The organism is Phenylobacterium sp. 58.2.17 (assembly GCF_026411515.1).
In the GTDB taxonomy this organism is placed as follows: domain Bacteria; phylum Pseudomonadota; class Alphaproteobacteria; order Caulobacterales; family Caulobacteraceae; genus Phenylobacterium.
Map to the genome: position 1 here is coordinate 45,275 of NZ_JAPMTQ010000003.1, position 19,674 is coordinate 64,948.

The 19,674-nt window shown below is 64.9% G+C and carries 13 protein-coding genes and 2 pseudogenes; 7 read left to right on the top strand and 8 right to left on the bottom strand.

Going from position 1 to position 19,674, the window contains the following annotated elements; genetic code table 11:
• Positions 1–27: 27 nt before the first annotated feature.
• Positions 28–890, top strand: a pseudogene (locus OUA97_RS03310) (transposase); the annotation flags it as partial.
• Between the two features lie 151 nt (positions 891–1,041).
• A complete protein-coding gene (gene welK, locus OUA97_RS03315; protein WP_267230394.1) occupies positions 1,042–2,148 on the top strand; it encodes a beta-1,4-glucuronosyltransferase WelK in 1,107 nt (368 codons plus the stop codon).
• Between the two features lie 92 nt (positions 2,149–2,240).
• Here the strand turns inward: welK and OUA97_RS23335 are convergent, their stop codons facing one another.
• From OUA97_RS23335 to OUA97_RS03340, 3 genes are all read right to left on the bottom strand, one after another.
• On the bottom strand, positions 2,241–4,178 hold the full coding sequence (locus OUA97_RS23335; RefSeq protein ID WP_323690516.1) for a right-handed parallel beta-helix repeat-containing protein: 1,938 nt from the start codon (positions 4,176–4,178) through the stop codon (positions 2,241–2,243).
• Positions 4,179–4,608: 430 nt separating this feature from the next.
• Complete coding sequence (locus OUA97_RS23340) at positions 4,609–6,636, bottom strand: calcium-binding protein (protein ID WP_323690517.1); 2,028 nt, start codon at positions 6,634–6,636, stop codon at positions 4,609–4,611.
• A gap of 226 nt (positions 6,637–6,862) precedes the next feature.
• A complete protein-coding gene (locus OUA97_RS03340; RefSeq protein ID WP_267230395.1) occupies positions 6,863–7,951 on the bottom strand; it encodes an acyltransferase family protein in 1,089 nt (362 codons plus the stop codon).
• 58 nt (positions 7,952–8,009) lie between these two features.
• On the opposite strand from OUA97_RS03340, the gene OUA97_RS03345 reads away from it, so the two are divergent.
• The 3 genes from OUA97_RS03345 to OUA97_RS03355 all read left to right on the top strand — a co-directional run bounded on the left by OUA97_RS03345 (position 8,010) and on the right by OUA97_RS03355 (position 11,588).
• Complete coding sequence (locus tag OUA97_RS03345) at positions 8,010–9,197, top strand: Gfo/Idh/MocA family protein (RefSeq protein ID WP_267230396.1); 1,188 nt, start codon at positions 8,010–8,012, stop codon at positions 9,195–9,197.
• A 2-nt stretch (positions 9,198–9,199) separates the two neighbouring features.
• Positions 9,200–10,486 (top strand): Gfo/Idh/MocA family protein, encoded by a 1,287-nt coding sequence (locus tag OUA97_RS03350; protein WP_267230397.1) that lies wholly within the window; start codon positions 9,200–9,202, stop codon positions 10,484–10,486.
• A gap of 334 nt (positions 10,487–10,820) precedes the next feature.
• Complete coding sequence (locus tag OUA97_RS03355; protein WP_267230398.1) at positions 10,821–11,588, top strand: NosD domain-containing protein; 768 nt, start codon at positions 10,821–10,823, stop codon at positions 11,586–11,588.
• Positions 11,589–11,747: 159 nt separating this feature from the next.
• Here the strand turns inward: OUA97_RS03355 and OUA97_RS03360 are convergent.
• Positions 11,748–12,148, bottom strand: a pseudogene (locus tag OUA97_RS03360) (IS481 family transposase); the annotation flags it as partial.
• A 60-nt stretch (positions 12,149–12,208) separates the two neighbouring features.
• Positions 12,209–13,789: an O-antigen ligase family protein gene (locus tag OUA97_RS03365; RefSeq protein WP_267230399.1), complete on the bottom strand. Its 1,581-nt coding sequence runs from the start codon at positions 13,787–13,789 to the stop codon at positions 12,209–12,211.
• 511 nt (positions 13,790–14,300) lie between these two features.
• Between OUA97_RS03365 and OUA97_RS03370 the strand changes: the two genes are divergently transcribed.
• Entirely contained in the window at positions 14,301–15,728 is a 1,428-nt protein-coding gene (locus OUA97_RS03370) for a right-handed parallel beta-helix repeat-containing protein (protein ID WP_267230400.1), read from the top strand.
• A gap of 57 nt (positions 15,729–15,785) precedes the next feature.
• On the top strand, positions 15,786–16,808 hold the full coding sequence (locus OUA97_RS03375) for a right-handed parallel beta-helix repeat-containing protein (protein ID WP_267230401.1): 1,023 nt from the start codon (positions 15,786–15,788) through the stop codon (positions 16,806–16,808).
• Here the strand turns inward: OUA97_RS03375 and rfbA are convergent.
• From rfbA to rfbB, 3 genes are read right to left on the bottom strand one after another with little or no spacing between them, the layout of a single operon-like run.
• The gene (rfbA, locus tag OUA97_RS03380) at positions 16,805–17,698 is read right to left on the bottom strand and encodes a glucose-1-phosphate thymidylyltransferase RfbA (protein WP_267230402.1); all 894 of its coding nucleotides are present in this window, start codon (positions 17,696–17,698) and stop codon (positions 16,805–16,807) included. The genes OUA97_RS03375 and rfbA overlap by 4 nt on opposite strands.
• The gene (rfbD, locus tag OUA97_RS03385; protein WP_267230403.1) at positions 17,699–18,613 is read right to left on the bottom strand and encodes a dTDP-4-dehydrorhamnose reductase; all 915 of its coding nucleotides are present in this window, start codon (positions 18,611–18,613) and stop codon (positions 17,699–17,701) included. It lies immediately after the preceding gene.
• Entirely contained in the window at positions 18,610–19,674 is a 1,065-nt protein-coding gene (gene rfbB, locus OUA97_RS03390) for a dTDP-glucose 4,6-dehydratase (RefSeq protein WP_267230404.1), read from the bottom strand. The genes rfbD and rfbB overlap by 4 nt, the downstream gene beginning before the upstream one ends.

The following is a 19,674-nucleotide window of genomic DNA, read 5'->3' on the forward strand; positions in this document are numbered from 1 at the left end:
AAGTAGAGCAGGTTCAACGAGGCGCAGATCATCGGCGTGTTGCGTGAGCAGGAGGCCGGGGGCCCGACTGCGGATGTGTGCCGGCGGCACGGGATCAGCGAGCAGACCTTCTACCGCTGGAAGGCCAAGTACAGCGGGATGAGCATGTCGGACGCGCAGAAGCTGAAGACGCTGGAGGACGAGAACCGGCGGCTGAAGAAGCTGCTGGTGGAGTCGATGCTGGACGTGTCGGCGCTGAAGGACCTTCTGGGAAAAACTGATCGGGCCTGCAGCGCGCCGTGAGGCCGTGCTTCGCCTGATGGCGGAGCGCGGCTTCTCGCAGAGGCGCGCCTGCGGGCTGGTCCAGGTCGATCCGAAGACCGTGCGTCGCGTGACCCAGCCGGGTGACGCGGACGTGCGCGAGCGGCTCGAGGGCTGGCGGCGGAGCAACGCGGCTTCGGCTACCGGCGGCTCGGCATCTTGCTGCAGCGTGAAGGCGTCAGCATGAACAAGAATAAGCTCTTCCGGCTCTACCGCGAGGAGGACCTGGCAGAGCCTGGACTTCGTCGCCGACACGCTGAGCTGGGGCCGGCGCTTCCGGACCCTCTGCATCGTCGACGACTTCACCCGCGAGGCCCTGGCGGTGGTCGTGGGCACCTCGATTGGCGGCCATCGCATGGCCCGCGAGCTCGACGCCCTGATCGCCCGGCGCGGCAGGCCCGATCGTCAGCGACAACGGCACGGAGATGACCAGCCGGGCCATGCTGGAATGGACCAACCGCACCGGCGTCGACTGGCATTACATCGCGCCGGGCCAGCCGCAGCAGAACGGCTTCGTCGAGAGCTTCAACGGCAAGCTGCGCGACGAGTGCTTGAACGAGGAGGTCTTCGCCAACCTGGCGCCGGCAAGGCCATACTGCTTTCCCTGAACTGCGCCGACCGCGCGTGGTCTCCCTACGACAAGAAAAGTTTCGCGGCGTTTTAGCGGCGACTGGCCGACAAATATCGAGCCACGTAGTAACCCGTCTTTAGATGTCTGCCTGGTAGTGAGAGATTTCACGCGTGGAAAGTGATGGCAAGACGGTGGCGGTTTCAGACGTCGTGATTTCGGATGCGGCGCCTGCGAACGGAGCCAAGCCGGATGGCCGTCGCCTCCGGCTATGCCTCGCCGCGTCCGGGGGCGGGCACGTTCGCCAACTGCTCGATCTAGAGAGCGTCTGGTCCAAGCACGACTACTTCTTCGTGACGGAGGATACTGCGCTAGGCGCGACCCTCGCCCAGAGCCATCGCACGCATTTCGTCCCGCACGTGGCCATCGGCCAGGCGCGGCTGGGCGCGCCCTGGCGGATGGTTCGCGCGGCAATCAGCAACTTCTTCCGCTCGGCGTCGATCATCGCGCGGGAACGGCCTGATGTGGTGATCTCGACGGGCGCCGGCGCCGTGTTCTTCGCCGTCGCATGGGCCCGCCTGCGCGGCGCACGCGCCGTCGTCATCGACTCCTTCGCGCGCTTCGATCGCCCATCGCTGTTCGCGCGCATCGCAGCGCCGATCGCAGACGACATGGTCGTGCAGTCAAAGGCCCTGGCGACGCACTTCCCGAACGCCAAGGTCTTTGATCCGTTCAGGATGCTCGACACCCCGCCGCCGCCAAAGAAGCCGCTTCTGTTCGCCACGGTAGGCGCCACCCTGCCCTTCGAGCGCCTGGTCTCTTCGGTCGCCGAACTGAAGGCGCGAGGTGGGCTGACCGAAGACGTCGTCATCCAGACTGGTGTCGGCGCCGCCCGGCCAGACGGGGTCACCGCGGTTGAAACGCTTCCATTCGACAAAATTCAGGACCTGCTCACCGACGCGGACATCGTTGTCTGCCATGGCGGAACCGGCTCGCTAATCACCGCCCTACGCAAGGGTTGCCGCGTGGTCGCCTTCCCCCGCCTCCCAGAAAAAGGCGAGCACTACGACAATCACCAGGCCGAGATCACTGGCGCGTTCGCCGCCCGCGGCCTGATCGAGGTGGCCAACGACGTCGACGAGCTGGCGGCCGCAATCGCTCGCATCAAGGCTCGGCCGCCAGTTCTGGCGACCACCGATCCCAGCGAACTGATGGAATTCCTCGACGGCCTGCTCGAGAAGGAGCGCCGCAAACGCAGGTTCAAAACGCAAAGGGCGTGACGACCGCGAGGATCGTCACGCCCTTTGGCGCTTTGATGAACCACCCCGAACCTGAGCCCTAAGGACAGGTTCGGGGGATCCAGGCAGACTGCTTAGAGTGCGAACTCCGAGCCATCGAGGCTGTGAACGCCCGTCAGCTTGATGTGCAGGTCAGCCACCTTGTCGCCATTCATATCGCCGTAGACGTGAGTTTCGCCCTTGGTGACCTCGTAGCGAAGTTGGCCGGCCTGGCCGCTGAACGCCTTGGCCCCGATGAAGGCGAACTTGTCGTTCGCCGCCGTATTGGTGTTGGCGTCCAGCTCGCTGAGCAGGATCTTGTCGCCCTGCGCCTTCGAGAAGTCCGTGATCGTATCGGTCGCCGCCAGGTCGGTCGGGCGGAACGCGAAGCTGTCAGCACCAGCGCCGCCGGTCAGGGTGTCGGCGCCGGAGCCGCCGTCCAGGCGGTCGTTGCCGGCTCCACCGATCAGGACGTCGTCGCCGTCGAGGCCGTTGAGCGTGTCATTGCCATTGCCGCCTTCGAGACGGTCAGCGCCGGCGTCGCCCAGCAGGCGGTCGTTGCCGTCGCCGCCCGACAGGGTGTCGTTACCTTCTCGGCCGCGCAGGACGTCATTCCCGCCGAGACCCGACAGATTGTCGGCCTTGGTGGTGCCGGAGATGTCGTTGGCCAGCGCGTTGCCGGTGCCCGACGTGGCGCCCTCCCAGAGCCTCAGGTTCTCGACGTTGTCGGCCAGCGTGTGATTGACGTAGGCATAGACTTGGTCGACGCCGCCGTTCGCGGATTCCACGATCTTGTCGTCGTCGTCCTTGATCACGTAGGTGTCGTTGCCGGCCCCGCCGATCAGGACGTTGGCGCCCTTGCCGCCGGTCAGCACGTCGTTACCGGCGCCGCCTTCCAGTTGCATGTTCTCCTTGCCGTTGACCGTCAGACGGTCGGCGCCCGAGGTGCCCTTAACCACCGTCAGCGAACCATTGCCCTCGCCCGGACCGGGATCCGGCGTCGGGTCGGGAGTCGGATCCGGAGTCGGATCCGGCGTGGGATCCGGCGTCGGGGTCGGATCCGGGGTGGGGTCCGGGGTCGGCTCAGGCTTCGGGTCCGGAGTCGGAGCGCCGCCCGGCAGCGGGAAGGTCGAGATGTCGCCAGCTTCACCTTCGTGCGCCTTGATCCACGCATTGATCTTGGCGATGTCGGAGGCCGTCAGGGCGCTGATCTTGACGTTGCCGCTATTGGCGGTCGTCGTCGTACCCGAAAGGATGAAGCTGCCGGCTTCGTTGTTGGTGATCTTGGCGTTGGTCGAGTCGGCGATCCGGATCCAGGAGGTCATGTCGCCGTAGGGCGAAATGGTGTTGCCATCGACAACCAGGCCGTTGGCGTTGGAGACCATGATGCCGTTGTACATGCCGCCGGCGACCACGTTGTCGGTCACGGTCACGTTCTTATAGGCGTAGCCGGCCTGGTCGGTGATGAAGATGCCCTGGATGATGCCGCCTTCGCCGCGTGCAATCACGTTACCGCTGACCACGATGTTCTCCGCCGACGAGGTGGCGCCGCGGGTCAGGAACTGGATGGCGTCCGGGTGGTCGCCGGTGGCCGGCGCAAAGTCGTGGAAGGAGTTGTTGAGCACCTGCACGTTCGAGGTGCCGAGCGACATCACGCCGTCAGCGCGCATGTCGTGCATGTTGTTGCCTTCGATGCGCACGCCGGAGCTGTTCATCATGCTGACGCCGTGCGAGAGTTCGTAGAACTCCGAATTGGTCACCGTGACATTCGTGCTGCCACGAATGAGCATGGCGTTTTCATCATCGGCCGGGTTGTTGTTCAACGACCCGTGGAAGTTCATGTTGTCGAACGAGATGTTCTTGGAATTGTTGACCTGAGTGTTCCACACGGTCCACGGATTGCTGTAATCCATGTGCAGGTTCTCGAACGAGAGGCCCTGGCTGTTGGCCACGGTCAGACCGGTCAAGGTCGCTGGATTACCCGCATCCTTCGAGGTGATCGTCACCTCGCCGTTGAAGACAATGTCTTTCAACGAAACATTGCCGTAATTCCCGGCCGAAAGCAGGATCGTGTCGCCCGACTTAGCAGTCGTAAGAGCGGCACGCAGCGAATCTGCACTATTAACAGTAATATTAGTCACGTAGGGAGACCCTCACTATTGGTGGCCAAAGTCCGATACACTTGCGTGCACCAAAGCCACTGAATGTGAGCGTCTATCTACATACTCAGATTGCACCCATCCAGGTGACGGAACGTCGCAACAATCCTGAAATGTCGCGAATTTAGACTGTCATATAATTGGATGTTGCCTGTCGATTCGCGACCAGGACATGTCCTGAATGGGGCGGAAACGGGGCAATCTCCAACTAGTCTTCAGTTCACTTTGGCGACGACCAAAAGAAAACCCGCCGCTGCGGGGGACGCAGCGGCGGGATGGTGTTCGAACTCGGTTTTCAGCTCGGTCAGAGCATGAAGTCGGCGCTCGTGAGCTTGGTGACACCCACGACGTTTATCTCGAAGTCGGCGACGCGGTCGCCGTTCATGTCGCCATAGACGTGTGCGTCGCCGTTGATGACCTGGAACCGCAACTCGCCGCCCTTGCCGCTGAACGCGCTGGTCCCGATGAACGAGAATTTGTCGTTGGCGGAGGTCTTGAGGTTGGCGTCCAGCTCCGCAAGCAGGATGCGGTCGCCCTGCGCGGAGGAGAAGCCCTCGATCCTGTCCACATCGACCAGGTCCCACGGACGGTAGACGAAGCTGTCGGTCCCCGAGCCGCCAACCATGGTGTCGGCTCCGGGCCCGCCTTCAAATCGGTTGCTGCCGGCGCCGCCGATCAGGACGTCATTGCCTTCCCCACCGTACAGGCTGTCGTTGCCGGCGCCGCCGTCCAGGCGGTCGCCGCCCGCTTCGCCGAAGAGCTTGTCCGCGCCGTCGCCGCCGACGAGCGTGTCGTCGCCGTCGCGACCACGCAAATCGTCGTCGCCGCCCAGGCCCGACAGACTGTCGGCCTGGCCCGTGCCGACGATGCTGTTGGCCAGATCGTTGCCGACGCCGACGGTGGCGCCTTCCTGCAGCCTCAGCGTCTCGACGTTGGCGGCCAGCGTGTGATTGACGTAGGCATAGACGACATCGGCCCCGCCGCCCGAGGCCTCAACGATCCTGTCGTCGCTGTCGCGGATAATATAGACGTCGTCGCCGGCGCCGCCGATCAGCGTGTTGACGCCCGCCCCGCCGGTCAGCGTGTCGTTGCCCGCGCCGCCCTCAAGCTGCATGTTGGCCTTGCCGCTGACGGTCAGGCGATCGTCGCCAGCCGTGCCGGTCAGCACGATCACGTCGACCTTGATCGGGTCCGGATTGGTAACGACCGGCGCGGTCGGCGTGGTCGGGACCGTCGGCGTGGTCGGAGTCGTGGGCGCCGTCGGCGTGGTCGGGACCGTCGGCGTGGTCGGCTCGACCGGCACGGCCGCACCGTCCAGCATGCTCACCAGCGTGCTGGAAATGTCGGTGTTCGCAGCCAACCAGGTTTTCAGGTTCGCGACCTGCTGGTCGGTGATCGCGGGAAGGACGATGTCGCCCGTCTGCGTCAGGTTGGTGTTGTTCTGCAGGACATAGGACCCCGCCTGATTGTTGCTCAACTGAGCGTTCGTCGAGTCGACCACGCGGATCCAGGACTTCTGGTCGCCGTACGAGGCCACGACATTCCCGTCGATGACCACGTTGTTGGCCAGCGCGACCATGATGCCGTTGTACATCCCGCCAGTGACGACGTTGTCGGTGATAGTGACGCGCTCGTAGCCGATGCCGATCTGGTCGGTGACGAACACGCCCTGGATGACACCGCCCTCACCGCGGGTGATCAGATTGCCGCTGACCAGGATGTCGTGGGCCTTTTCGGTCGTGCCCCGGGTCAGGAACTGGATGGCGTCAGGATGATCGCCGTCCGACGGGAAGAAATCGGTGAACACGTTGTCGACGATCTGGACGTTCGACGTTCCCGCCCCCATCACCCCGTCGGAGCGCAGGTCATGGAAGCTGTTGCCCTCGATGCGCACGCCGCTGCCGCCCATCATGCTGACGGCGTGGGAGAACTCCTGGAACTCCGAGCCCGTAATCTTGACGCCTTCGCTGTTGCGGATCAGCAGCGCGTTCTGGTCGTCAGCCGGGTTGCCGTTCAGCGAACCATGGAAATCGAGATTGTTCAGCTCGATGTTCTTCGAGTTGACGATCTGAGCGTTCCAGACCGTCCACGGTGAACTGAAGTCCATGTGCAGGTTCTGGAAGGACAGGTTCTCGCTGCCCGTCACCACCAGGCCGGTGAAGGTCGCCGGATTGCCCGGATCCTTCGAGGCGATGGTCACCGTCCCGTCGAACACGAAGTTCTTGATCTGGACGTTCGAGTAATTGCCAGCCTCAAGAAGGATCGTATCCCCAGCCTTAGCTGAATTAAGCGCCGCCGTGAGGGTTTGAGCGCTATTCGCCGTGAGTATCACGATATCTCTCCGCCACCAGATCCGCACACGGCCATGTATTGCCGCATAAGGGATGCCCCGTTGTGGACTTACGAGTAACAAACGTCGGCTTGAACCGACCTTAATCAGTTGGGTTAATTGAAGTATAACATAAACGCCCCGAAACCATGTCTTCCGAAAGCGGCAGGCGCGCCCAGGCTCGCCGCCCTCGACGCGCGGCGTAGCGCCCGAGTTGGCGGGTTTCGACTTAGGTCTGCTGGGCGGCCAATCGGCCCGCGCGCCGATGGCGACGATAGGCGTCGAGGGCCGGACGCTCGACCAGATGCCAGGACAGCGCCGCCAGCGGAACCGTCGCGGCCATGGTGACCGCGGTCAACGCCATGTGCGACGACGTCGGCCAGAAGGCGTAGATCAGGACCATAATCGGATAGCCGTAGATGTACATGCCATAGCTGTAGTCCGGCCACTTGGCCGAGAAGACCCTGCGTTGGGCGGTCAGCAGCCCCAGGCAGAGCACCGCATAGCCGATCAGGAGCGCCCGCATGTGCAGACCGACGCCCAGGACTTGTGCGGCGAGCGTAGCGAGAAACAGCGCCCCCAGCGCCCACCAGGAGAGCGGGATGCGCTCCCGGAAAAGGTAGGCGGCGATCCCCACGGCGAAGGCCGCCCACAGCCGGTCGAAGGTATCGATCAGATAGACCGCGCCGTCGCCGGCCAGGCTGCGCGCGAGCTCCTGCACCTGCGGAATGTCCCAGACCAGTACGCCGATCAGGCTGAGCGGCAGCACCGCCCACTTCATGATCGCAGGTCGCGCCAGGCCCAGCACGCCCAGCAGCGCCAGGACCGCATAGCAACGGACCTCCCAGGGCAAGGTCCAGAGCGAACCGTTAAGGACGCAGGCCTCCCCGCCGCACTCGACGCCGGTCAGGCGGTAGGAGGCCACCGTGAAGGTCAGATTGCTCAGAATGAAGCGCGCCGTCTCGCCGCCGAGATAGTCCCCCGGCGGCGCCGACGTAAAGAAGACGCCGGCCAGGACCGTCAACAGCACGCAGAGGGCCAGCCCCGGCCAGAGCCGCACGAAGCGTGCGGTCAGAAAGCGCACCGAGCTGCGCAGCCGCAGCAGGCTTGGGTAGACGAGAAATCCGCTGAGGAAGAAGAACCCGTCGACGGCGTAGGCCGAAATCGGCGCCCCCAGAATTCCGCTCAGGTCGTCGGCGTTCCTCACACCGAAGACCGTAAAGTAGCAGTGCGTGTAGATGACCGAGGTCGCCAGCAACAGCCTCACCGCAGTGAAGTTGTTGGCGTCGGCGTCCAGACGCTCGTCAGTGACCCGCATAGCGCGCCCCCTCCAGCTGGCCTGACCTCGTTGGGTGATCCGCGTTCGATGTTAGTGCATGGCTGGCCGCGACGCCACGGTTTGGGCGCCCACCAAACTCAAAGTAGGATCATTTGACAAAATTGGAGTGCTAGTTGCAAAGGTGGGCCCAGCAGGGGAATTGCTTTTGCAGTCGATTAGGTGGGGAATATTCGGGACCGGCCCAGTCGCCGAGAAATTTGTGCTGGCGCTCAAGAGCCTGCCTGGGGCGTCCGTTGAACTCGTAGTATCGCGGACCGCAACCAAGGCCGAGGCGTTCGCCGAACGCCATCGGGTCCCGATCGTTCGCACGCAATACGTCCTGGAGCCGACCGATCCGGTCGACATCGTCTACATCGCCACCCCGCCGAGCGAGCACGTCACCCACGCCCTTGCAGCGATCGCCGCCGGCAAAGCGGTCCTGATCGAAAAGCCCTTCGCGGCCACTCGGGCGGATGCGGCGCGCATTATTGAAGCCGCACGCGCCGCAGGCGTCTTTTGCATGGAGGCGATGTGGACCCGCTTCCTGCCAGCGGTCGCCAAGGCCCGGCAGCTGCTGGCGGACGGGGCGATCGGCGAAGTGCGCAGCCTTTGGGCGAGCTTCGCCGTGCCTCAACGCGTCGAGCCCGCCACCTCCCTCTTCAGCCAGGCGAGCGGCGGCGGGGCGCTTGCGCATCGGGGCGTCTATCCCACGTCCCTCGCACTCGACCTCCTGGGCCCTGCCCACCTCGCCGGCGCCACCGTCCAGATCGGCGCGACCGGCGTCGACGAGGATGTCTCGGCAATGTTGATCCACGCGGCCGGGGCGGTGTCGCACGTTCATGCCGGGCTTCGCAGCCAAGCAGACAACACCCTCGTCATCCTGGGGGACCACGGTCGCCTCGCGTTTCAGGGCCCTATCTACCGCCCCACGGGCGTCGTGCTGACTAGGTCCCTTCCGCGCGGTCCCGAGCGGTTCTCCCAAGGCTTGATCGCCCGACTCAAGGAAACGTCGGCGGCGCAAGCCATGCGGGCGCACCTGGCTTCGCTGCTCGCTCGGCCTCACGTTTACGCAGCCCCCTACTTGGGCAACGGCTACGGGCACGAAGCCCTGGCGGCTATGGCTGCGATGCGCGCAGGCGAATTGGAGCACACCGGCATGTCGCACGCCGATACGCTCGCCACGGCCGAACTCCTGGATCAAATTCGAGGCAGCTGGCGCACGACTGGCCGTTCAGAGGGGGGCTAACGATGCGGGTTGGGATCATCGGCTGCGGCTACGTCTTCGATCATTACATGTCGACGTTCCGCAACCATCGCGGCCTCGAACTGGCCGGCGTCACGGACGTCGATCGGCCGCGCGCCGAACACGTCGGGCAAGCCTACGGCCTGAAGGTCTATGCTTCGAACGAGGAGCTCCTCGCCGATAGTTCCATCGAGCTGGTTCTGAACCTCACCAGTATCGAGAGCCATTACGAAGTGACGCGGGCCGCGCTCATGGCCGGCAAGCATGTCTACAGCGAAAAGCCGTTCACACCGGACCTGGCGAGCTCTCGAGAGCTGGTGGCCATGGCCCGGGAGCGAGGACTCCACGTGTCGGGCGCGCCGTCCAACGCCATGTCCGACACGGTTCAGACCATGTGGCGGGCGCTACGAGCTGGCGCGGTCGGCAAGGCCCGGGTGGTGTACGCCGAGTTCGACGACAATCCCGTCTACCTGATGCATCCGGAGACTTGGCGCAGCCGCACCGGCGCCCCCTGGCCCTACCAGCACGAGTACGAGGCCGGATGCACCTACGAGCATGCCGGCTATTATCTCAGCTGGCTTTGCGCGATGTTCGGGCCCGCCGAGCATGTTTCGGCGTTCTCCACCTGCCTCGTGCCGGACAAGGCGCCGGGCGTGCATCTCGATCCGCCGGATACTCCGGACTTCTCGGTGGCCTGCATCACGTTCCGCTCGGGCGTCGTGGCCCGCCTGACGATCAGCATCGTCGCAACCTTCGACCAGCGGATGCGTATCATCGGCGACGAGGGCGAGCTGTCGGTGAACACCTATCGCGACTACTACTGCCCAGTGCGGCTGGAACGCTATTCCGGCCTCTCCCTCAACGCGCGCAAGGCGCGCTGGGTGCGCGAGAATTCGCTCCTGCAAATGCTGTTGGGCGTCGGAGGACGTTCGGTCCCATTGCTGTCCAGCGGCCTGCGGCCCTCGTGGCTCCGGCGCTGGAAGAACCCGATCGCGGCGCTCAAGCGCATGCAGCTCGGCCAACAGGACAAGAGCGTGGGCGTCGCCGAAATGGCGGCGGCGATTGAGGCCGGGCGCGAGCCGTGGCTGAGCGCCGATTTCGTACTGCACGTGACCGAGCTGACGCTCGCCATTTCGGCGGCGCGGGAAGGCAAGGTCACTCGCCTGGAGACCACCTTCAAGCCGCTTGAGCCGCTGGACTTCGCCGCCGACGCACGCCCCCTCAAGCTGAAACTGAGACCCGGGCTGGCGGCCCGCCTTGTGGAACCGATCCTGATCCGAATGCACGGCTAAAGCGGCATCCTGCCTGCCTGAAGCTCGCGGGATCCCGATTTGGGCAGGATCTGCCAAGCTTCAAGTACGCTTCGATCGCAGCGCGCTACGGCTCTAACCGTCAAGCTCACTCGCGCGCTCAGGCTGTAGATGAAACCACATGCCTGGCGCTTGATTACCCTTTCGGTAGCGCCTCGCGTAACATGAACTCTGCCGACGAAGAGCGATCGAAATGAGCATTTCAGCCACATGCGCGACCATTCTCGGCGTACTCGCCGCCGCCAAAGGCGGTGAGGCCATCACGCTGAAAGGCGATTGCCCCCGGATCACGATCACGCGGAGTTATTCGAGGCCGGTGACCATTCAAGCTGACGGCGCAAGCGTTCGCGGCCTGGCCATTACCGGGGGCCGGAACATCTCCTGGCGCGGCGGAACCATATCGGCGCCGCAAGGCCCGCACGCCGTGGGGCCTGACGGCTACGGCGTTCTCATCCGCGACGCCGCCAAGGTGTCGATCACCGGCGCGCTGATCACCAGCGCCAAGAAAGGCGTTGTGCTGGACGGCGCCAGGGAGGTGACGCTCAACGACAATCGCTTCCAGCACTACGGCGAGGACGGGGTCATCGCGTCCAACACCAAGGGTCTGACGATCCTGCGCAACACCTTTGCCGATCAGATCGGCAAGCCCACCCAGTGCAATGTGGCCGGCAAGATCACCCTCGGGGTCAAACGGCGCGACTGCGTCGCGCTCGGCGGCGCCTGGGTGGACGGCTACCACAACGACGCCGTGCAGATGCGCAACGGCGTCGCCGACGCCGTGATCGCCTACAATCGGGTCGAGGGCGAGACCCAGGGCCTCACCCAGATGGACAAGGACGGCGATGCGCCGCTTGAGAACATCCGGATCGAGTTCAACACCATACAAACCGACGGCTATCATCAGATCACCCTGGGCGACTGTAGGTCTTGTTCCATCCGCATGAACACCGTTCAGCGCGCCAAGGGCTCAACGAAGAAGGCGGTGATCCGCGCCCAGGCGGGCGTCTCGGTCTGCGGCAACACCGTGCCAGACATGCCATCGACCGCAGGCCCGCGCTGCAAAGACGCGCCAGCGGTCAAGTAAGCCCGGCGCCAATTGGCGGCGAATCCATTCGGAAATCTTCGGCATCGTCACGGGCGCCCACGCGGCCGTGGACGTTGGCTGGCCCGCAGCCTTTTACTGCCGCTCTCGGCGCTAGGTGTTTAGTCCCGAGGTCAAATGGACCGGGTCGAGTCTGAAGCGCTCCGGCGTCTCGACCCAGACTTGGCAGAGCGGGTAGCGCTTGAACGTCTTCTTGGCAGCCTTATCGCCCAGGGTCTCGGGCAGCCGGCTGATGCGGTGCCGCTGGAAGCAGCGGTGCAGGGCTGAGCGGGTGAGGTGCGGGATCGTCGCCCAGCGGCAGCAGCGTGTGCTTGCGGAAGGCGACCGCCACCGCCTCCTCCTCTGCGCTCATCACCGTCGAGCGAGGCGCCTTCGGTCCCATCGGCGCGTCGTGGACGAAGCTCCGCTTCCTCCACTTTGGCTACGGTCTTGCGGTTGAGGCCGTACTTGGCGGCTAGCTCTTTGAGCGGAGCCTTCGATCGCTGTATCGCCGCTCGGATGGCGTACGTGGTCGTGGCGCTGCCGTGGAGTATCTGGCCCATAGCTCCTCCCGGTGTGAGCACTCAGCTAAGCTGAGTCCCCCACACACCGGGACTAAACACCTAGGCTCCGGTCCGAGCCGCTACGTCGGGATTCTCGCGGGTCGCGCGGTAGACCATCGCCGTGACAATACCCATCAGCATGAAGATCAGCGGGTGATTGTCCTGCTGGCTGAACACCGACTTGATGACAATGAAGTTCACCAACGCGATGGCGGCGGGCATAAAGTAGCTAAGTTCGCCCTTGGGGGATCGGACCGCGTATTTCGCGGCATAGTAGGTCGAGGCGACCAACATCCCGTAATAGACGACAAAACCGATCACGCCGTACTCTAGGCCGATAGTCAGATAGTAGGTGTCGATGGTCTGGATGCCGATCGGACTCAAGAAACCCAAAGTGTCCCCGCCCGTCCCCGCGCCATGCCCCCAAGGCGCCTTGAGGATCTTGGGGATGCCCATTTCCCACTGCGTCCCGCGCGCTTCGGTGCTCGCCGCGCTGTCGCCGCCGCCCCAGACCATGTTGCGCAGCCGCCTGACGACCAGCGTCGCGGCGATGAACAGGACGAAGATCGCCGGATACGCCAGCACGATGGCGGGCGCGAGCAGGCTGGCCTTGTCGGCCCGCCAGCGCAGCCAGCTCCACAGCAGCAGATAGAGCATGAACGACAGCAGGAAGCCGACCATCCCCAGCCGTGAATCGGTGACGATCACGATGTAGAGCATCAACGGCAGGGTCGCCCCCGCCGCGATACGCGTGGCGAGGTTCTTCCCGAACATCACGAAGTGGAGGATGAACGGGGCGGTCAACGCCAGGAATTCCGCCAGGCCGAGCGGCGTGGAGAAGGTGCTTTGTACGCGGTACTGACCGGTCGCCGAGCGGGTGCTCCCGGTCAGCGAACGGATCACGCTTTCGTCTTCGATCTTCAGGAAGTTGGGCACATACGCGCCCCAGGACGGGCGGCCGATCTTGAACTCAAGAAGCCCCATCAGACAGACGATGATCGTCACCGCCCAGAGGATCACGGCCCAGCGATGCACGCGCCCCGGCTTGAGGAACACGAAGGCGCTGGCGAAGTAGATCGCCGTCCAGGTCAGTTGGGAGTTCAGGACCCGCTGGATCGAAAGGTCCTTCGAACTGGAGAAGGCGATCGTGACGACCTGGATCAGCACAAAGCCAGCCAGCAGCTTGTAGACCTGCGGTGTCGCGTTCAGCGAGTCCTTCATCTGCGCTCGGAAATCCGGCGACATCGAGTAGCTGATGATGAGCACCAGCGTCATCGGGACGCCGACCAGCCGCATCAACGTGATCCAAGGCAGGCCCGGCAGCGCCACCGCCAGGTAATTCGGCCATAGGAACAGCACGATGAGGAAGGCGAAGCTGAGCCCGTACAGCGCTCCCGTCGGCGCAGTCTTGACGTCGGGCAGAGCCCAGACAGCGATCAGCGCAAGCAGAATGATCGGGATGACCAGTTGCTTGATCAGGAACGGCGTCGTCAGCCCGTAGAAGAAGCCGAAGAACAGGCAAAAGCCCATGAAGGCGAGCAGTAGCGCGGCCTGGACCAGACGCCCCGGGCCCGGACGGGTGTAGGGCCTCAGGATTATCGGCCGCGAACCCCGGCCGTCATTGTCGCTGCGCGCCCACATCGGGCCTCTCCCAGTCGTTTTCAATCGCCGGCTCGCAGGTGCGCCGAAGCTAGGCATTCACAACCTGACGTCCATGAATTAACATTCCTATCAGCGCTCGCTAAGTCGCGGCGGTGCGCGACGGCGGATTTCCGGCGCAGGTATGAGGGCGAGTTGCGCCCCGAATTTAAGCATTTCTTAGGTATGCCAGGGCCCCATCAGGTCCGGACGGAGGCGATACGCCTCCTGCGTCAATTTAGCCTCAGTGACCGTCGAACTTCACACGCTATGGTCGGATGAGTTCAGCGGGGGCTGCGACCAGAATAGAGAAGACGCGAACCTCATGGCCGATATCCTGTGCGCCAGCGCCGCCGAACTTACCGCTGCACTTGGCGTGGCGAAGTCCGGAGACAGAATCCTCCTAGAGGCGGGAAACTACTCTAACGTTCAACTGAGGAACCTCGTATTCGATGGCGAGGTGACGATCGCGTCAAGAGATCCCGGCAATCCAGCGACCCTAACCGGACTTACCGTGACCAGCAGTCAGGGGCTGAACTTCAGCAACCTGCACATGGACTTTAGTTCGCCGTGGACAGTCTGGAATGCGCAGATCGTTGATTCCAAGAACATCACGCTGACAGGGCTCAATTTCCACGGCTCGCTGAACAACAACCCCGCGGACGACCAGAACGCGCTGCTGATCCGCAACAGCACCGGCGTCAAGGTGAGCGGTTCCGAATTCCAGGAGTTCGCCCACGCCGTCAGCATGATGGGCGGCAGCGACGTACGCGTCGAGAGCAACAGCTTCCACGACCTGCGCTCCGACGGGGTGATGAGCGCCGGGACCTCGCGGGTCCAGGTCATCGGCAACGCCTTCACCGACTTCTTCCCGTCGAATGGCGATCATCCGGACGCCATCCAGTTCCTGACCCGAGGCACGACCGCCAAGGCCCAGGACATCCTTGTCAGCGGCAACCTGATCACCCGCGGTGAGGGCGGCATCATCCAAGGGGTGTTCATCACCGACCAGATCGGCATCGGCTACGATCGGGTCACCGTCTCCGACAACGTCATCGTCGGCGGAATGTACAACGGCATCATGGTCGCAGGCGCCAACAGCGTGGTCATTGATGGCAACTTGGTGGCCTCGTACGGCGACCAGAAATCTTGGATCCGCGTCACCGAGTCGACCAACACCCAGCTCAGCAACAATCAGGCGCAGACCTACGTCCTCGAGGCCAACACCAACCTGACGCAGTCGGGGAACGCGATCATTGCGGCGCTGACCGACAACGGCGCCAACGCGCTCGCCCACTGGATCAAGGGCGGCGACGGTGATGACCACCTCAGCGCGCGCAGCGACGGCGGCAGCCGGATCGAGGGCGGGGCCGGCAACGACATCATCACCGGCCGCGAACACGCCGACTACCTGCGCGGCGGCGACGGCGCAGACAGCATCTCGGGCGGCGGCGGCTTCGACGACATCAACGGCAACACCGGCGACGACACGCTCCATGGCGGCGGCGGCGACGACTGGGTGGCGGGCGGCCAGCACAACGACCTGCTGCTCGGCGGCGCGGGCTCCGACCTGGTGCTCGGCAATCTCGGCAACGACACGATTTACGGCGAAATCGGCGCCGACACCCTGCGCGGCGGCCAGAACAATGACGTCGTCATCGGCGGCGACGGCGACGACTGGCTGTCGGGGGACCTCGGCGACGACACCGTCACCGGTGGCGCCGGAGCCGATACCTTCCACACCTTCGGCCAGGCCGGCCTCGACCTGGTCACCGACTTCAACCGCGCCGAAGGCGACCGCGTCTTCGTCGGCGACGGGGCCCGCTACACGGAGAGCCAGGTTGGCGGCGACGTCGTCATCGACCTCGCGGGCGGTGCACGCATGGTCCTCGCCAATGTCCAGATGTCGTCGTTGTCCGACGGGTGGATCGTCTCGGCCTGACGTTCAGGCCGCAACGTCTGATAGGGTGGCGCTCCGTCGCAGCGAACGGAGCGCACCATGCTGGAAATCCTGCTCTGGGCCCTGAGCGCGGACGCCGCCCCTCGACAAGCGCAGCCCGCCGCGCCGCCGCTTGAGCGCGTTGCTCAGCGCGGGCCGATCACGGTCCGCGACGCCCCTGCCCTGACCTTGGCGATGAGGACGGCCGCTCCCGGCGCGACCATCCTACTCGCCCCGGGCGACTACGCTCAGATCGCGCTCAGCGACCTCAGCTTCGACACGCCCGTCACCCTGATCGCCCGGGATGCGCAGACCACCGGCTTCCTGCTGACCAACGCCGCAGGCCTGCGGATCGTCGGCCTGACCGTGGCGCTCGACCAGCCAGGCGCCGGCCGGCTCGCCGTCAACGACAGCCAGGACATCCAGTTTAGCGAGCTGACGGCGCGCGGGCTGCGGACCGGCCAGGGCCTCGTCTTCACCAACTCCCGCAACGTGCGCGTAGAGAAGTCGTCCTTTTCAGGCTTCCGGAACGGGATCGTCCTCTCCGGCGGATCCGACGTGGCGATCGAGGGCAACACCTTCCGAGGGCTCGGGGCCGACGGCGTCACCAGCAATGGCGCCTCGCGGTTGCTGATCAAGGGTAACGACTTCGCCGACTTCGACCCGACGCCGGGCGCGCACCCAGACGCCATCCAGCTGTTCAGCCGCAACGCCACGGCCTCGGCCGAAGACATCACTATCGTCGACAACCGCATTCGCCGCGGGTCGGGCGCCATCATGCAGGGCATCTTCATAACCGACCAGACCGGAGCCCTGCCCTATCGCCGGGTGGTGATCCGCGACAATCTCATCGAGGGTTCGATGTACAACGGCATCGCCGTGGCGCATGCCGAGGACGTCGAGGTCTCGGGCAACACCGTCCAGCCCTACGAGGGCATGAACGCGCGCATCAGCCTCACCTACGTCACCCGCGGCCAGGTGTTCAAGAACCGCTACTGGAAGCTGCTCCAGAGCGACAACAAGGACCTCGCCATCAAGGACCGACCGAGCCTCAACCCGATCCGGCCGCCGACCGCGCCCTAGATCAGCCGCCGGCTCGGCGGGGCTTCCTGCTCGGCGATGTCGAGCAGGTATTTCCCATAGGCGGTCTTCTCGAACAGCTTGCCGCGCACGCGCAGCTGGTCGCGGTCGATGAAGCCGTTGATGTAAGCGATCTCTTCCAGGCAGGCGATGTGCACGCCTTGGCGCTTCTGGACCGCGCGGACGAACTCCGAAGCCTCGACCAGGCTCTCGTGGGTGCCGGTGTCGAGCCAGGCGTAGCCGCGCGACAGCTGCTCGACGAACAGGTCGCCGGCTTCCATGTACATGCGGTTGAGGTCGGTGATCTCCAGCTCGCCCCGGGCCGACGGGCGCACCCGCTTGGCGAATTCGACGACACGGTTGTCGTAGAAATAGAGGCCGGTGACCGCCTGGCGCGACTTCGGCTCGGAGGGCTTTTCCTCCAGGCTGATCGCCCGGCCGGTGTCGTCCAGCTCGACCACGCCGTAGGCCTGGGGTTGGTCGACCTCGTACGAAAAGATCGTCGCCCCGTCCTCGCGGTCCGCCGCGTTCTTCAGCAGCCGGCTCATGCCCGCGCCGAAGAAGATGTTGTCGCCCAGCACCAGGGCGGCGCGGTCATCGCCAACGAAGCTCTCGCCGATCAGGAAGGCCTGGGCCAGCCCCTCGGGCTTCGGCTGGATCGCGTACTCGATATTGAGCCCGAAATTCGAGCCGTCCTCGAACAGCCGCCGGTAGTTGTCGATGTACTCGGGCGACGAGATGATCAGGATGTCCCGGATGCCGGCCAGCATGAGCACCGACAGCGGATAATAGATCATCGGCTTGTCGTAGATCGGCAGCAGTTGCTTGTTCACCGCCAGCGTCGCCGGATGCAGCCGGGTGCCCGAGCCGCCGGCCAGGATGATGCCCTTCATCTAAAGTCCTTGTTCCTGCGTGGCGGGAAGCAGCGCCTCGACAATGTCTTCCACCGCCGCCCGCCAGGGGCGCGGTACGATCCCGTAGTCCGCCTGCAACTTGGCCGTATCCAGGCGTGAATTGGCCGGCCGACGGGCCGGGGTCGGAAACTCAGCCGTGGTGATGGCTTCGAGCCGCGGCGCCGGGGCCCCGCGCGCCTGCGCCATTTCGAACACCGCCCGGGCCAGTTCGCACCAGGTCGCCTCGCCGGCGTTGACGAAGTGATAGGTGCCGGTCGGCGCCGACGGCTCGGCGATCATCCGGCCGGTGATCTTGAGCAGGGTCGCGGCGATGTCGGCGGCGCTGGTCGGACAGCCGCGCTGGTCATCGACCACCCGCACCTCGGGCCGCGTCTGCGCCAGCCGCAGCATCGTCTTGATAAAGTTCGATCCATGCGGACTGACCACCCAGGCCGTACGCAGGATGAGATGGCGGCGATTGCCGGTTCGGACGGCCTGCTCGCCGGCCTCCTTGGAACCACCATAGACGCCCAGCGGCGCCACCGGGTCGGATTCGCGATAGGCGCCGGGCCTGGAGCCGTCGAACACATAGTCGGTCGAGACGTGGATCAGCGGGATCTGCGCGGCGGCGGTCGCCTGCGCCAGGGCCGCTGGGCCAAGGGCGTTGGCCCGCCAGGCCTCGACCACCTCGCTCTCGGCGCGGTCGACCGCGGTATATGCGCCGCAGTTGATCACCGCCGCCCAGGGCCGCGAGGCGACCATCGCCAGGATCGCATCGGGATCGCCCAGGCTCATCGCCGCGCTCGAGGGCGCGACAATGTTCATCGTCGCCGGAGCCTGACGGCGAATCTCGGTTCCGACCTGACCGCTGCCGCCAGTCAGCAGCACGTCCGCCGTGGCGGTCGAAGAAGTCATGCGCCGACGGTCTTCAGGCCCAGCCGTTGGCCCACGTCGCTGCTCGCCAGGATCGGGCCCCACCAGGCGTCGTTCTCGAGATACCAACGAACTGTCTTCTCGATGCCGGTGTCGAAGCTCTCGGCCGCCCGCCAGCCGAGCTCCCGGTCGAGCTTGGTCGGGTCGATGGCGTAGCGGTGATCGTGGCCCGGCCGGTCGGCGACGAAACTGACCTGCTCCTTGTAGGACTTGCCGTCCCCGCGGGGCCGCAGGCGGTCGAGCGTCTCGCAGATCGCGTGCACCACCTGCAGGTTGGTGCGCTCGGCACGCCCGCCGATGATGTAGCTTTCGCCCGGCGTCCCGGCCTCGAACACCCGGGTCAGGGCCCGCGCGTGGTCGTCGACATAGAGCCAGTCGCGGACATTGGCGCCGGCGCCGTAGACCGGCAGCGGCTCGCCCGCCAGGCACTTGACGATCATCAGCGGGATCAGCTTCTCGGGGAAGTGATACGGGCCGTAGTTGTTCGAGCAGTTGGTGATCAGCACCGGCAGGCCGTAGGTGTGGTGCCAGGCTCGCACCAAGTGGTCCGACGAGGCCTTCGACGCCGAATAGGGCGAGCGAGGGTCGTAGGCCGTCGTCTCGGTGAAGAAGCCGGTGTCGCCCAGCGAGCCGAACACCTCATCGGTCGAGATATGGTGGAAGCGGAAGGCGTCCTGGGCCGACTCGTCCAGGCCGCGCCAATAGGCCAGCACCTCGGACAGCATCACGAAGGTGCCGACGATGTTGGTCTGGATGAACTCCGCCGGGCCGTCGATCGAACGGTCGACATGAGACTCAGCGGCCAGATGGGTCACCACATGCGGGCGGAAATCGCGCAGGGCCGCGCGCACGGCGCCGCCGTCGGCGACATCGACCTTACGGAACGAATAGCGGTTGTTCCCCGCCACGCCGTCCAGCGACCGCTCGTCCCCGGCATAGGTCAGCTTGTCGAGGTTCAGCACCTCGTGCTCGGTTTCGGCGATCAGGTGCCGGATCAGGGCCGAGCCGATGAAGCCGGCGCCGCCGGTGACAAGAATGCGCAA

Bases quoted from the DNA above. Each gene is read 5' to 3' on its own strand.
- OUA97_RS03350 (WP_267230397.1), top strand. From the start codon at position 9,200: ATGCGGGTTGGGATCATCGGCTGCGGCTACGTCTTCGATCATTACATG.
- OUA97_RS03345 (WP_267230396.1), top strand. From the start codon at position 8,010: ATGGCTGGCCGCGACGCCACGGTTTGGGCGCCCACCAAACTCAAAGTA.
- OUA97_RS03375 (WP_267230401.1), top strand. From the start codon at position 15,786: ATGCTGGAAATCCTGCTCTGGGCCCTGAGCGCGGACGCCGCCCCTCGA.
- OUA97_RS03340 (WP_267230395.1), bottom strand. From the start codon at position 7,951: ATGCGGGTCACTGACGAGCGTCTGGACGCCGACGCCAACAACTTCACT.
- OUA97_RS03365 (WP_267230399.1), bottom strand. From the start codon at position 13,789: ATGTGGGCGCGCAGCGACAATGACGGCCGGGGTTCGCGGCCGATAATC.
- rfbA (WP_267230402.1), bottom strand. From the start codon at position 17,698: ATGAAGGGCATCATCCTGGCCGGCGGCTCGGGCACCCGGCTGCATCCG.
- rfbD (WP_267230403.1), bottom strand. From the start codon at position 18,613: ATGACTTCTTCGACCGCCACGGCGGACGTGCTGCTGACTGGCGGCAGC.